Source organism: Nocardia sp. NBC_01329 (assembly GCF_035956715.1).
Classification (GTDB): domain Bacteria; phylum Actinomycetota; class Actinomycetes; order Mycobacteriales; family Mycobacteriaceae; genus Nocardia.
Genome location: NZ_CP108381.1, coordinates 5,057,880 through 5,071,549 on the forward strand (window position 1 = coordinate 5,057,880; position 13,670 = coordinate 5,071,549).

Genomic DNA, 13,670 nt, shown 5'->3' on the forward strand with positions numbered 1-13,670 from the left:
TCCGCGCGCGGACATCCCCGTCCGGCGTCGCGCCGCGGATCACGGACGCGGATCCGGGCCCGGGCCGGGGCCACCGGGATGTCCGGGGCTGCCGGGCTGCTCCGGAGGGACCACCTTGCGGGCGGCCTCTTTACCCTTCTGGATCTTGTCCGAGTACTTGCCCTTGGTCTTCTGGTCGAGGAAGTCCCCGGCCTTGTCGACCGCCTGGTTGATCTTGTCCGAGTTCTTCGCGGCCGTTTCCTGCCCTTTGCCGACCAGATTCTTCAGGTTGTCCATCAAGCTCATAACCGATTCCTTCCTGTCACCGTGCGGAAGTGTTCACTCCATATCTTCCCACCAGGGGCGCCCGGGCGGGAGGTCACGAATTTCGAGCCGCTGACCGGGCAGCGGAACCGCGATCTCGGTGCCCGCCGCGGCGGCCGCGTCCACCAGTCGGCGGACGGGTTCGGCCCAGGGATGGGGTGCGAGGTTGAACGTCGCCCAGTGGATGGGCACCAGTACGCCGTGTTCCGGTTCACCCAGGCAGAGATCGGCGTGGGCGCGCACCGCCTCCTCCGGATTCATATGGATATCGGCCCAGTGCGGGTCGTAGGCGCCGATCGGCAGCAGGGTCAGATCGAACGGACCCCACTGCGCCCCTGTCGCCGCGAACGCCTTGGTGAATCCGGTGTCGCCACCGAAATACGCCCGGTGCTTCGGGCCCACAAGCGCCCAGCCCGCCCAGAGTGTGGTGTTGCGGACCAGCCCACGTCCCGAGAAGTGCCGGGCCTCGGCGCAGAGGATGGTGAGTTCGGGACGATCGTCGCCGGGTGTGGACAGCGAATAAGAGCAGCCCCAGTCCAGTTCGATGATCCGCGCCTCCGGCACACCCCAGTGCCGCAGATGCGCGCCGACCCCGATGGGCACCACAAAAACAGACTGCTGGGTACGCACCAGCGTGGTGATGGTGTCCGCGTCGAGGTGGTCGTAGTGGTCGTGCGAGATGACCACGGCGTCCACCCGGGGCAATTCGTCCAGCGCGACCGGAACAGGGTGGATCCGGGACGGGCCGATCAGCCGGGAGGGTGAGACCCGCTCGCTCCACACCGGGTCGGTGAGCACCCGGTACCCGTCGACCTCGATCAGCGCACTGGCGTGCCCGTACCAGGTGACCGCGAGGTCCGCCGCCGCGCCCGGCTGCCGGGATTCGGCCAGCGGCACCGCGCTCTTCGGGCGGCCCGCCCGCATTCCGGCCAGTATCGACAGCAGGCCGGCCGGGTTCTCGCGCACGACGATGGGTGACGCGGGTTCGGTGTTGTGGAACTGGCGGTCGCGATAACTGCGGGCACCGGAGGCGGTGGGTGCGATCGTGGAGACCGAGGCCCCCAGCGCGGCCGGTAACCCGTCCAGGGCTCGCGCCACCCAGCCGAATACGGTCAGCCCGGCCAGTCCGGCCGCCGCCGCGGCGACACTGCGCGGCCTCATCATTTGCCCACGAACTTCGCGGGGCGCTTCTCCTGTCGGGCCTGCCTGCCCTCTTCCGCGTCCGCGCTGGACCATGCTGCCTCCAATGCGGCCTGCTGTTCGTTGTTGGCAGGCTCCCGCGTGCCGTCGTCGTTGAGTTCCAGTTTCAGATGGCGCAGTGACAGCGGCGCCAGTTCGGCGATGGACTTCGCCCAGCCCTGGGCGTCGGCCAGGGTGCCGATCCGATTGGCGAAACCGAAATCGTAGGCGTCGGACGCCGAGATCGGCTCGGCGCCGAGCAGTACGGTACGGGCCGGACCGCCGCCGATCAGCGAGACCAGCCGGCGCGTGGTCCAACGGTCCACGGAGATACCGAGTTTCGCGGCCGGTATAGCGAGATAGGACTCCTGAGCCATGACCCGCAGATCCGCCGCCATCGCCAGTTGCACACCCGCGCCGAGCGCGGGGCCGTTCAACGCGGCGATCACCGGCACCGGCATGGCCTCGACCTCGTGCAACATATCCAGCAGGGCATCGAGGAACTCCGTGGAGTACACACCGTCGAGATCCGCGCCGGCGCTGAACACCGGACCGCGACCGGTGAGCACAATCACCCGGGATCCGCGGCGGGCGTTGGACAGCGCCTCCCGGAGCTGGGTGACCAGGTCCAGGTTCAGCGCGTTTCGCCGTTCTTCGCGCTGTAGTTCGATGGTGACGACATCGCCGTCACGGCTGACCCCGAGCATGTTTGTCCTTCCCCACTGAACGAATACCGATACAGACCGCCGATACGGATGCGTTGCTGCCCACTCTGCCACAGGAAGGTGACCTGCTCCGGGAAGCTCCGGCTGCTCAACCGAGGCAGTCGGACCCGCTCCGGTTCGGAGCGGGCAGCGACCGAGCGGCGCCCGGCAGGGGCCCGCCCCTGCTCGGGGGAGCCCCGATGGGAAGCAGTCCAGCGACCGTTCGAGCACTTACCAAGTCGTCGGCCTACCCAGGCCGATCAAGGCCCACCCGAGCACACTCCTTCTCGTCCCCTCTGGCTGCCCACCCTCCATCGTCGGGGCCCGCCCCGGTTCTGGAGCGACGAAGCGATGGAGCGCAGCGACTGAGCGCAGGAGTGAAGAACCGGGGTCACGAGGGCCCCGACCGCCCCGCCGAAGGCGGGGCAAACAACCCAGTCGGGGCCCGCCCCGGTTCTGGAGCGACAGAGCGAAGGAGCGCAGCGACTGAGCGCCGGAGTGAAGAACCGGGGTTAATAGGGCCCCGACCCGCGACGCCGGAGGCGGCGCAGAAGATACAGCTCAGTTCTCCAGGCCGAAGGCGAAGGTTTCCGGGTCGGCACCGGTGCGGCTGCCGGAGTCCAGGGCCGAGATCGCCTGGACCTGCTCGGCCGATAGTTCGAAGCGGAGAACATCGAAGTTCTCGGCGATCCGGGACGGTGTCACCGATTTCGGGATCACCACATTGCCGAGTTGCAGGTGCCAGCGGATGATCACCTGCGCCGGGGTGCGGTCCACCGCGTCGGCGATCCGGGTGATCACCGGATCGTCGAGGACCGTGCCCTGGCCGAGCGGGCTCCACGCCTCCGTGGCGATGGCGTGTTCGGCGTGATAATCGCGCAGTTCGCGTTGAGTCAGTCTGGGATGCAATTCGATTTGGTTCACCGAGGGGGTCTCGCCGGTTTCGGTGATGACGCGGTCCAGGTCGGGGATGCGGAAATTGGAGACGCCGATGGATCGGACCCGGCCGTCGGTCTTCAGCCGCTGGAAGGCCCGGAAGGTGTCCACGAAGCGGTCCGCGGCCGGTACCGGCCAGTGGACGAGGTAGAGGTCCAGATAGTCCAGTCCCAGCCGCTTCAGGCTCGCGTCGAACGCGCGCAGCGTGGAGTCGTAGCCTTGGTCGGCGTTCCAGAGTTTCGTCGTGACGAAGACCTCGTCGCGGGGTAGCCCGAATTGCCGGATGGCACGGCCGGTGCCCTCTTCGTTCTCGTAGATCGCCGCAGTGTCGATGCTGCGGTAGCCAGCGTTCAGCGCGGCGGTGACGGTATCGAACACCTGGTCCGCCGGAACCTGGAACACCCCGAAGCCGAGCTGTGGGATCAGGCTCCCGTCGTTCAACACGATCGGAGGAACTACACCCGTCTGACGTCTAGTGGTCACCGCCTCGACGGTAGAAGCGCTTCGACGGCAGGTCAACGAACGCCCGCCCCGTGTCCGGTCGAAGTTCGGAGACAGAACTACTTGACAGATCATTGTGTTTTTACAACACTTCATTAGGTGAGCCCAGTAAGACGCGGGGAAACGCTACCGATATTCAACCGAATCGCCGTACTGCGGGCCGAACACCGGATGTCCCGGGCGGCCCTGGCCGACGCGGTGAACGTCAACCCTCAGACAATCGGTGCGCTGGAACGCGGCAACCACTATCCGAGCCTCGACCTGGCGTTGCGGATCTGCGAGGTGTTCCGGCTGCCGGTGGAGGCGGTGTTCTCCAGAACCGAGTTCACACCCCTGTCGGCCGAGGTGTACTCCCGCGAGAAAGGACAGCAGCCATGACCGCTGCCACCGAACCGAAATCGCTGCTCGAGCGCTACGAGGCCTATCGAATCCGACGCTGGCTGGTGCGGGAGAAGCAGATCGCCGGAATGCTCCCCGGCTGGCGCACCACCCGGCGCCGCCGAGCTCTGGTGATCACCGTGATCGCGGCATTGACCCTGGTGTTCACGGCCGGCGTCCTGTCCGCCTTCGGGCTCGGATGGGCCCCGCTGCTGGGTGGCGTGAGCATCCTGGTCTTCCTGCCCTCCTGGACGATGGTGCGGATCGTCGCCGAGGCCCAGGACAACGCACCGGCCGAAACCCTGGACGAACTGGAATTCGCCCAGCGCGAGCGCGCCCGATCGCTCGGCCTGACCATCACCCAGGTCCTGTCGATCTTTCCCATGATGTATCTCGTCTGGAGCGGCGCGCTGTTCCCGGAGGCCGATGCGTCCCGCACCGCCTACGCGGGCGGAGTGATGATTCTGGCAACTCTGCTGGCCGGTGGCGGCGCGCCCGCCATGATCCTCGCCTGGACCAGGTCCGACCCCGAACCGGAGAACTGAGCGTCGGATCCATCGGAGACGAATCCGGCGAGCTCACCCTCGACCGAGTCCATCGGCTCGAGCGTCCACGCCCAGCCGCCGATAACGACGGTGCCGGGTCGCCCGCAGTTCGGCCGACGACCGCGCGCTCAGCACGGCGAGCTCCCCGGCGATCGCCGCGACCATCCGGCGAGCGAAATCGTCCGGTTCGGCCGCGGCATCGGGATATTCGGGCACGATATGGTCCACGATGCCGTCGGCCAGCAGATCCGCCGACCGGATACGTTGCACCGCAGCCAGTTCCGGTGCGTGCGCGGTATCACGATGGACGATGGCGCTGGCGCCTTCCGGCGGAAGCGGAGCGAGCCACCCGTGTGCCGCGGCCAGCACCCGGTCCGCGGGCAACAGCGCGAGCGCACCGCCACCGGTCCCCTGGCCGAGCAGAACCGAAATCGTCGGCGTCGGCAATGTCACCAGATCGGCCAGGCACCGCGCGATCTCGGGAGCCAGACCGCGTTCCTCGGCTTCCTTGGACAGTGCGGCGCCGATCGTATCGATCACAAGCACCAGCGGTAGCCCGAGTTCGGCGGCGAGCTGCATACTGCGGCGCGCTTCGCGCAGCGCCGCCGGTCCCATGGTGTGCTCGGGATCCTGATGGGCACGATCGTGCCCGAACACCACACACGGCCGACCGTGGAAGCGTGCCAGCGCAAGAACCACGGTCCGATCCGTCTCACCCTGACCGGTGCCGCTGAGTGGCACCCGCTGCGTCGTCCGGCGTAACAGTTCACGCAGCCCCGGCCGATCCGGCCGCCGGGACGCGAGCACCGATTCCCAGGCGCCGACGGCAGGGACGGCGGACCGGACCGCCAGGGCGGCAGCGTATTTCGTCTCATCCGACAGCCGTGGGATTCCACTGAAGACGCTCAGTGCCCGATGCGCGATCCGACGGAACACGCGGACCTCGACGACACCGTCGATCACCCCGTTGCGGTACAGGTTCTCCGCGGTCTGCACCCCTTCGGGAAACGGATGACCGTAGAGCGCCTCGTACACCCGCGGCCCGAGAAACCCGATGAGCGCGCCCGGCTCCGCGAAGGTGATATGCCCGAGCGACCCCCATGAGGCGAATACGCCGCCCATGGTCGGGTTTCGCAAATACACCACATAGGGGTGACCGGCCGCTTTGTGGACCGTCACCGCCCCGGCGATCTTCACCATCTGCACGAAGGCGAGGGTGCCCTCCTGCATCCTGGTACCGCCCGAGGTGGGCGAGGCGACCAGCGGCAGCCCCAGTTCGGTAGCGCGCTCCACGGCGGTGACGACCCGTTCGGCCGCGGCGACACCCACCGACCCGGCCAGGAATCCGAACTCGCACGCGATGACAGCGACCCGCCGCCCGCGCAACAGACCCTCACCGGTGAGCACCGATTCGTCGGTGCCCGCCGCCTCGCTCGCGCGAGTGAGCGCGGACCGGTAGGTACCGGTCCGCGCTACGTCCAATGGCGCAGAATCCCAGCTCACGAAGGAATCCGGATCCAGCAGCGTTTCGAGCAGTTGCCGGGAACCGATCCGCGGCGGCGTCATCGGAGCCGCCCCGGTGCGCCCGGCACCGCGTCTTTCCACACCGGCACGCCGACCAGTATGCCGGGCAGCCGGATCAGTAGCCCTGGGTGACCTTCTGCAACGCGTATTCGGTCAACCGGACCAGCGCTTCCTTGGCGGGTTCCCGGCGCCGCGCGTCGATCGGCATGATAGGCACATCGGCCGGGACGGCCAGCGCCTGCCGGATATCCTCGATCGGATACATCGGGGCATCGTCGAACTGGTTGAGCGCCACGAGGAACGGTAGGTTGCGCGCCTCGAAGTAGTCGACCGCCGCGAAACTGTCCTCGAGCCGCCGGGTGTCGATCAGCACTACCGCACCGATCGCACCGCGGATGAGGTCGTCCCACATGAACCAGAAGCGGTACTGGCCCGGGGTGCCGAACAGGTACAGCACCAGGTCCTCGGCCAGGCTGATCCGGCCGAAGTCCATGGCCACCGTGGTGGTGGATTTGCTCTCGATACCCGCGAGACTGTCGATTCCGGCGCTGGCGTTGGTCACCAAAGCCTCGGTTCTCAACGGGACGATTTCCGAAACTGCCCCCACCAGCGTCGTTTTGCCCACGCCGAACCCACCTGCGACCACGATCTTCGCCGAAGTCGGCTTGGTCTGGCGGGTATCGACCTGTGCCGTCGAATCATATACGCCGGAGTCCACTGAGAACCCTTTCGATCAGCTCGCGACGTTCATCGTCGCTGGAATCGTCTTTCAATGTCGCCGAAACGCGGACATGCCCGGCTTCGATCAGGTCCGCTACAAGTACACGCGCCACCCCGATCGGTATACCCAGTCGAGCCGCTAGTTCGGCGACCGACGGCGACTCCCTGCACAACTCGACTATCGAGTTTTCGATATTGCTCAGTTCGTACTGGCGTTCGAGCGATATGGGATGGGACGCGACAAGAGCCTCGAGCGCCAACTCCACCTTCGGTCGGGTACGACCGGCGGTCAGCGAGTACGGACGCACGAGACTGGGCTCGGAGCCTCCCACGCGGTGATCCTCTATGTCCATCCCACCATCAGGAACCCATCGTGACGCGTGGAGTGGCCTGAACTGTCTGGCCTACGCGTTCGACCAACAGAGCCATCTCGTAGCCGACCTGTCCGATATCACAGGACGTATTGGTCAGCACCGCGAGATATGACCCGTCGCCCACTGCCATCAGGAGTAGGTAGCCGTGCTCCATTTCGACGACGGACTGCAGTACCGTGCCGCCTTCGAACAGATTGGACACACCCACCGAGAGACTCGCCAGTCCGGCCGTGACCGCCGAGAGCTGCTCGGCCCGATCGACCGGTAGTTGGGCACTCGCCGCCATCAGCAGGCCGTCGGCCGAGACCAGGACGGCATGGGCTACGCCAGGAACCTCGCCTGCGAAGTTCGAAACCAGCCAATCCAACTGACGGTTCGTACCACCTAGTTCGGGGTTCATCGGTCTCCTTTGTCTCCGGTTAGGTTCATTGCTCTCATTGCACGGCCATCCCGAACACCTTGCTGGTGCCGACTCAAACTAGACCGGATCGTGTCGGGATTGCGACTCGGCGTACGCTCCTGGGCCCCGTTGATGGCGCCGGGTACCAACCGGTTACCCGGATTACGCTGTGGCAGACCGGCCGCGGTGCGGGTCTCGGGCTCGGCTTCACTGGCTCGCCGGGCCGCGGTCCAACCCTCGTCGCCCGGTGAATCGAAGGATGCGACGGCCTGAGAGCGGTCGGTATCCGAATCCGACAGCCATGCAGACATCATCTCCGCGAAGATCGGCGTCCCACCCAGCACACTGTCGGTCTCCTCCGCCGGCTGCAGCCGGGTCTGGAAGAAGGAGGCGGTCTTCGCCGGGTTGGACTTGTAACTGTGCCGACCGGGTTCCCGGGCGGCCGCGGAGTCTTCGGCGGGTTCGGGTTCCCGTGGCAACGCGACGCCGGGCGGGTTGTCGAACCGTTCAGCGGTGTAACCGCCCGGTTCCCGCCGGGGCAGGCCCCCCTGCGCCGCGATGTCCCGCTGCGGCAGGGGATTCGAGTTTTCCCGTCCCGGTCGGCCGTTCTCGGCCGGAGCCCCACGCTGCGGCAGACCGCCGCCGGACGCCGGACGCTGCGGCAGGCCGTTACCCGATGCTTCCCGGCGGGACGGCAGCCCACCGGACGTGGCCGGGCGCTGTGTGGGCAGTTCACCGGAGGTATCACGCTGCGGTAAACGACCGCCGGACGCCGGACCCCGCTGCGTGGGCAGTTCACCCGAGGTATCACGCTGCGGTAAACGACCGCCGGACGCCGGACCCCGCTGCGTGGGCAGTTCACCCGAGGTATCACGCTGCGGCAAGCGACCGCCGGACGCCGGACCCCGCTGCGTGGGCAGTTCACCCGAGGTATCACGCTGCGGTAAACGACCGCCGGACGCCGGACCCCGCTGCGTAGGCAGTTCACCCGAGGTATCACGCTGCGGCAGCCCTGTGGAGCCCGACTCGCGCCGGGGCAGTAGCCCGCCGGACCCGGATTCCGCGATGGGACGAGGCTCAGGTTCAGGCCGTGCCGAACCGCGCTGCGGCAGACCCGACGCGCCGTTCTCACGAGCCGGCGCACCGTTGGTGCCCGGATCCCGTTGCGGCAGACCGTTCGGACGCTGCTGGTCCGGCTGGCGCGGAGGCAGCGATCCGGCGCTGCGCGGAGGCGTCGCGGTTTCGGCTGCGGATTCGATCGGGCGTTCGTCCTCCGGGCGAGCCGGTGTGGCCTCCCGACTGCCGCCGGGTGCCCCGTTGACGCCGGGCTGGCGCTGCGGCAATCCGCCCGAACCCGGCTGCGGCGCACCAGCGGTACCGGGCTGCCGTTGCGGCAGCCCACCGGAACCGATCTTGGGCTCCCGCGGCGGCGGGCCGCCCGCGGCCGGACCGCCCGGAGTACGCGGCGGCAGAGTCGGGGTGGCGCCTTCATTCGTACCGCGCGGCGGCAGAGTCGGGGTGGCGCCGCCCGGACCCACATTGCGTTTGGGCAGACTGGCCGCGGCCAGTTTGCCGCGCTGCGCGGTACTGCCCGCGCTGGCCTCCCGGAGACTGGTGGTGCCCTGCTCACCCTCGCGGGAGCCACCGGCCATGGCATTGCCCGGTTGCCGCTGCGGCAACCCACCCGCACCCAGCGGCGTGGGGCTTGCCGGACGCTCCGGTGGTTTGGGCCGCTCGACAACCGGCAGCGGACCGCTCATACCGGGATCGACGGTGACCATCATGTTGCCGGCCGCGGTGCGGCTGATCCCACGGGTCTGCATGGACGGCCCGCCGCGCAGTGCGGCTGCGGCAGCCTCGTCGGGAGAGTCCTCGGGCTTCTTCTTCCCGGCGTCGTTGGCGACCAGCGGCTGCGGACCGGAACCGGTCGCCAGCGGGAGGATCTGGGTCTCCCCGGCGACGATCAAACTCATCGGCACGTGCACGGTGACGGTCACACCCGGATCGCGGGCGGTGTCGAAGGTCGGCCGCAGGCGCACGTTGAGACCGTGCCGTTCCGCGAGCCGACCCACCACGAAAAGACCCATGTGGCGTGCGGTATCCGGCCCGGGCTCGGCGGTGCTCTCCAGGCGGCGGTTGATCTCGGCCATCTCACTCGGCGGCATACCGATACCGCGATCGGCGACCTCGATGAGCAGACCCTGATCGTGTGCCTGCGCGAAGGTGAACTTCACATCCGTCTCCGGAGGCGAAGCACGCAGCGCGTTGTCCAGGAGTTCGGCGAACAGGTGCGCCATATCGGAGGCGGCCGGTTCGATCAGCGCACCACGCGGGGTGGCGCCGAGCTTGACCCGCTCGTAGTCCTCGACCTCGGAGATCGCGGCGCGCAGCACATCGGCGATCTCGACGGGCGCGGATTTGGCGCGACGCTGTTTGGTCCCGGCGAGAATCAGGAGGTTGTCACCGTTACGACGCATACGCGCGGCGAGGTGGTCCAGCCGGAAGAGGTTCTCCAGCAGGCGTGGATCCTTCTCGTCGTACTCCATCGCCTCGATGAGACTGAGCTGATGGTCGACGAGCGATTTACTGCGCCGGGCCAAGGTCTCGAACATATCGTTGACCTGGGAACGCATCTGCGCCTGATCGCTGGCCAAACGCAGGGCCTGGCCGTGGATATCGTCGATCGCGCGCGCGAGCTGACCGATCTCCTCCTCGGACCGGATGGGCATCGGTTCGAGCGGCACTTCCTCCGGGGAGGCGCCGGTACGGAGCTGGGCGACTTCGTCGGGCAGATCGCTTTCGGCCACCCGCAGGGCGGCCAGGCGCAGCCGATGCAGCGGCACGATCATCGACCGGGCCACGAACACGGCGAGCAGCAGCGCGGCGAGGATCGTCAGCAGCACGACGATCGAGTAGACGACCGCGTCGGACAAGGCCTTGTCGGCCATCGTCCGCACACCGTCGTCGATCGACGAGGTGGCCTCGGCGATCAGTTTGTCGGTGGTCGCGGTGCTGTCCAGCAGGGATTGCCGAGCCTCGCCCAGTGGCAGCCGACCGGCCTGCGCTTCGGGGGTCTCGAGCATTCCGGAGCGATTGTCGATGCCCTGGCGCAGGATCGCGATATCGGGATCTTCGGCGTTGTAGCGCTGGCTCAGGATGTTCAGCAGCGCACGTTCGGTATTGGTCGCGGTCCGGTAGGCCTGTTCACCGGATTCCTGGTTACGCATGAGTTCGGCTGCCGCGGTGATCTCACCGACCATGGTGGAACGCAGGTTCAGCGCGTCCACGAGCCGGAGTTTCGCCGGGTCGATCGACGCGTCACCGATCTCCCCGAGAATCGACTCGACGGCCCGGACACCCGCGTTACGCGCTTTGTCGAGAACCTGCACAGCCTCATCCGGAGGCAGGTTCGACGGTGCCATACCGCCGGCGCGGACTCCCTTGGCCTGATCGATCATCTCCACGAGCGCCTGCCGCGCCGGCGGTAGGTCGTCGAGTTCGGCCAGCGCGGATTCGGCCGCTGCGATCGACTTGTCCAGGGAGGCCAGGTTGTCCTCGGTGACCATCGACCGGCCCGGCGCAATGGCGATCACCTGGGAACCCGCCGTCGCGGACGTCGCGGTACTGAGATCGAGGACGGAAGGAACGATGCCGACGTTCTCGGAAGCGGAACCGAGCCGGTTCGCGTTGCTCCACTCCGCCGAAATCCTGGACACGCCGAGCCCGACCGCGACCGCCAATGGCACAGCCAGTACGGCCGTAACCTTCCAGCGAAGGTCCCAGTTACTCAGCGCCCAGCGCTTCGTGCCGGACCTAGCGGCGTCACGCATTCCCACTCACTTTCCAACCTGGCCCCAGCCATGCACCATCAGCGGAACTCCACACTCGCATAGTGGCTCGACGGGTGGAGCTGCCCGTGGGTCGCGGCTGGCCGAGAAATTGCGTCTACGACGGACCGAATTTGTGTCATCAGATTCTAACGGATCAATAACTTCTTGGTGTACTCAGCCCGGGTTCACGCACATTGACCAGCCGGTTACAGACATAAGCCATGGTCGCGACACCCGACGGGAGGTCGCGTGAAGTCTGCCACAATCGTGCTGATCTATCGAGGCGAGGATTGCTGCGAAGCTAGGAGCACGGGTGAACGCGAGGAACGAGTATCGACCGGTCTATCAGACCAGTCTGGTCGATCCGGCCGAGTTCTGGACCCGGGCAGCCGCGGCCGTCCATTGGGATCTACCCCCTGAACAGGCCCTCGACACCGATAGACGAACGTCACGATGGTTCCCGGGGGCCCGTCTCAACACGTGCTACAACGCCCTGGACCGGCATATCGAAGCCGGCCGCGCCGAGCAGCCGGCACTGATCTACGACTCCGCCATGACCGGCGTAAAACAGGTTTACAGCTACACCGAACTCCGCGACGAGGTGGCCCGTTTCGCCGGCGCCATGCGCGACCTCGGCGTAACCGCCGGTGATCGGGTCGTGATCTACATGCCGATGATTCCCGAAGCGGTGATCGCGATGCTGGCCTGCGCCCGAATCGGCGCCGTGCACTCGGTGGTTTTCGGTGGATTCGCAGCTCCCGAACTGGCCGCCCGTCTCGACGATGCCGAACCCGTCCTGATCGTGACAGCGTCAGGGGGGCTGGAACCGAACCGCGTCATCGCCTATCCGCCCATCGTGGCCGAAGCACTGGAATCGGCAGGCACCACCGCTCCGCGAACTGTCCTGGTGAAACAGCGTGCCGACTTTCCCGGCCACAACGGGAATTCTCCCGTCGACAGCTCGGTACGGTGGCTGGACTGGGATGCAGCGGTCAGCGATACCGAACCCGCCGAACCTGTTTCGGTCGCGGCGACCGACCCCTTATATATTCTGTACACCTCGGGTACGACCGGTAAGCCCAAGGGCGTAGTCCGCGACAACGGCGGTCATGCGGTCGCCCTGACCTGGTCTATGCGCAATATCTACGACGTCGGTCCAGGACAGGTCATCTGGGCGGCCTCCGATGTCGGCTGGGTCGTCGGCCATTCCTACATCGTCTACGCGCCCCTACTGGTAGGCGCGACAACGCTGCTCTACGAGGGCAAACCGGTGGGCACCCCGGACGCCGGTGCCTTCTGGCGTGTAGTAGCGGAGCACCGGGTACACACCCTGTTCACCGCCCCCACCGCACTGCGGGCCATCCGCCGCGCAGATCCTGCCGCCAACATCGCCCACGATTACGATCTGAGTTCGTTGCGCTCGCTGTTCTGTGCAGGTGAGCGGCTCGATCCGGCCACCTACCGGTGGGCCGCCGACACCCTGCTGGCAGACCGCGAGGACTGCCCGGTGATCGATCACTGGTGGCAGACCGAAACCGGCTGGCCCATCTGCGCCAATCCACTCGGCCTGCAACAGCTGCCGATCAAACCCGGCTCGGCGGCGGTCCCCGTACCCGGCTACCGGCTGCGGGTACTGGACTCCTCCGGCAACCCGGTGGCCGCCGGCGCCGAGGGCAATATCGTCATCGGCCTGCCGCTGCCACCCGGCGTACTCACCGGACTGTGGCGCGGGGAAGAGCGCTACCAGCGGTCCTACCTATCCGCATATCCCGGGCATTTCCTCACCGGCGACTCCGGCTATTTCGACGAGGACGGTTACCTGTTCGTCCTCGGCCGCAGTGACGATGTGATCAATATGGCCGGGCACCGCCTTTCCGCGGGCAGTATCGAAGCCGCCGTCGCCGGACACGACGCCGTCGCCGAATGCGCGGTGATCGGGCTACCCGACGAACTCAAAGGGCAACGTCCCATCGCTTATGTAGTTCTCAAAGCCGACGCCGACGTCGACCCCGAAAGTCTGCGCGACGAATTGAGCGAATGCGTCCGGAAACAGATAGGCCCGGTCGCCGGCCTCTACGACGCCGTCGCCGTCCCCGCCCTGCCCAAAACCCGCTCCGGGAAGATCCTGCGTAAAACCTTGCGCCAGATGACAGCGGGTGAGAACTACGAAATACCCTCCACCATCGAAGATCCCACGGTCCTGGACGAACTCGCCCGAATCGTGCGACCCGCGCAAAACTCAAACTCCTCTTAAGAAAACCTCATAGGCCGGCCAT

Annotated in this window: 12 protein-coding genes; 3 read left to right on the forward strand and 9 right to left on the reverse strand. The window is 66.9% G+C overall.

The window, feature by feature from the left end; all coding sequences use genetic code 11:
* Positions 1-39: 39 nt before the first annotated feature.
* From OG405_RS22855 to OG405_RS22870, 4 genes are all read right to left on the reverse strand, one after another.
* A complete protein-coding gene (locus OG405_RS22855; RefSeq protein ID WP_327148510.1) occupies positions 40-285 on the reverse strand; it encodes an antitoxin in 246 nt (81 codons plus the stop codon).
* A 33-nt stretch (positions 286-318) separates the two neighbouring features.
* Positions 319-1,464 (reverse strand): MBL fold metallo-hydrolase, encoded by a 1,146-nt coding sequence (locus OG405_RS22860; RefSeq protein WP_327152452.1) that lies wholly within the window; start codon positions 1,462-1,464, stop codon positions 319-321.
* On the reverse strand, positions 1,464-2,189 hold the full coding sequence (locus OG405_RS22865) for an enoyl-CoA hydratase (RefSeq protein WP_327148511.1): 726 nt from the start codon (positions 2,187-2,189) through the stop codon (positions 1,464-1,466). Before OG405_RS22865 ends, OG405_RS22860 begins: the two co-directional genes overlap by 1 nt.
* Positions 2,190-2,747: 558 nt before the next feature.
* Positions 2,748-3,605 (reverse strand): aldo/keto reductase, encoded by an 858-nt coding sequence (locus tag OG405_RS22870; RefSeq protein WP_327148512.1) that lies wholly within the window; start codon positions 3,603-3,605, stop codon positions 2,748-2,750.
* Between the two features lie 117 nt (positions 3,606-3,722).
* On the opposite strand from OG405_RS22870, the gene OG405_RS22875 reads away from it, so the two are divergent.
* The gene (locus tag OG405_RS22875) at positions 3,723-4,001 is read left to right on the forward strand and encodes a helix-turn-helix transcriptional regulator (protein ID WP_084480478.1); all 279 of its coding nucleotides are present in this window, start codon (positions 3,723-3,725) and stop codon (positions 3,999-4,001) included.
* A complete protein-coding gene (locus OG405_RS22880) occupies positions 3,998-4,546 on the forward strand; it encodes a hypothetical protein (RefSeq protein WP_327148513.1) in 549 nt (182 codons plus the stop codon). The genes OG405_RS22875 and OG405_RS22880 overlap by 4 nt, the downstream gene beginning before the upstream one ends.
* 33 nt (positions 4,547-4,579) lie before the next feature.
* Here the strand turns inward: OG405_RS22880 and OG405_RS22885 are convergent, their stop codons facing one another.
* From OG405_RS22885 to OG405_RS22905, 5 genes are all read right to left on the reverse strand, one after another.
* Positions 4,580-6,112, reverse strand: coding sequence for a carboxyl transferase domain-containing protein (locus tag OG405_RS22885; RefSeq protein WP_327148514.1), 1,533 nt, complete (start codon positions 6,110-6,112; stop codon positions 4,580-4,582).
* 73 nt (positions 6,113-6,185) lie between these two features.
* Complete coding sequence (locus OG405_RS22890) at positions 6,186-6,788, reverse strand: GTP-binding protein (RefSeq protein ID WP_327148515.1); 603 nt, start codon at positions 6,786-6,788, stop codon at positions 6,186-6,188.
* Positions 6,769-7,143 (reverse strand): DUF742 domain-containing protein, encoded by a 375-nt coding sequence (locus OG405_RS22895; RefSeq protein ID WP_030522783.1) that lies wholly within the window; start codon positions 7,141-7,143, stop codon positions 6,769-6,771. The genes OG405_RS22890 and OG405_RS22895 overlap by 20 nt, the downstream gene beginning before the upstream one ends.
* Positions 7,144-7,150: 7 nt before the next feature.
* Complete coding sequence (locus tag OG405_RS22900; protein ID WP_030522784.1) at positions 7,151-7,564, reverse strand: roadblock/LC7 domain-containing protein; 414 nt, start codon at positions 7,562-7,564, stop codon at positions 7,151-7,153.
* Entirely contained in the window at positions 7,561-11,394 is a 3,834-nt protein-coding gene (locus OG405_RS22905; RefSeq protein ID WP_327148516.1) for a sensor histidine kinase, read from the reverse strand. Before OG405_RS22905 ends, OG405_RS22900 begins: the two co-directional genes overlap by 4 nt.
* Positions 11,395-11,707: 313 nt before the next feature.
* Here OG405_RS22905 and OG405_RS22910 point away from each other — a divergent pair, with 313 nt between their 5' ends.
* Positions 11,708-13,648: an AMP-binding protein gene (locus tag OG405_RS22910; protein WP_327148517.1), complete on the forward strand. Its 1,941-nt coding sequence runs from the start codon at positions 11,708-11,710 to the stop codon at positions 13,646-13,648.
* Positions 13,649-13,670 lie beyond the last annotated feature (22 nt).

Bases quoted from the DNA above. Each gene is read 5' to 3' on its own strand.
- OG405_RS22855 (WP_327148510.1), bottom strand. From the start codon at position 285: ATGAGCTTGATGGACAACCTGAAGAATCTGGTCGGCAAAGGGCAGGAA.
- OG405_RS22860 (WP_327152452.1), bottom strand. From the start codon at position 1,464: ATGAGGCCGCGCAGTGTCGCCGCGGCGGCGGCCGGACTGGCCGGGCTG.
- OG405_RS22865 (WP_327148511.1), bottom strand. From the start codon at position 2,189: ATGCTCGGGGTCAGCCGTGACGGCGATGTCGTCACCATCGAACTACAG.
- OG405_RS22880 (WP_327148513.1), top strand. From the start codon at position 3,998: ATGACCGCTGCCACCGAACCGAAATCGCTGCTCGAGCGCTACGAGGCC.
- OG405_RS22885 (WP_327148514.1), bottom strand. From the start codon at position 6,112: ATGACGCCGCCGCGGATCGGTTCCCGGCAACTGCTCGAAACGCTGCTG.
- OG405_RS22895 (WP_030522783.1), bottom strand. From the start codon at position 7,143: ATGGACATAGAGGATCACCGCGTGGGAGGCTCCGAGCCCAGTCTCGTG.
- OG405_RS22900 (WP_030522784.1), bottom strand. From the start codon at position 7,564: ATGAACCCCGAACTAGGTGGTACGAACCGTCAGTTGGATTGGCTGGTT.
- OG405_RS22905 (WP_327148516.1), bottom strand. From the start codon at position 11,394: ATGCGTGACGCCGCTAGGTCCGGCACGAAGCGCTGGGCGCTGAGTAAC.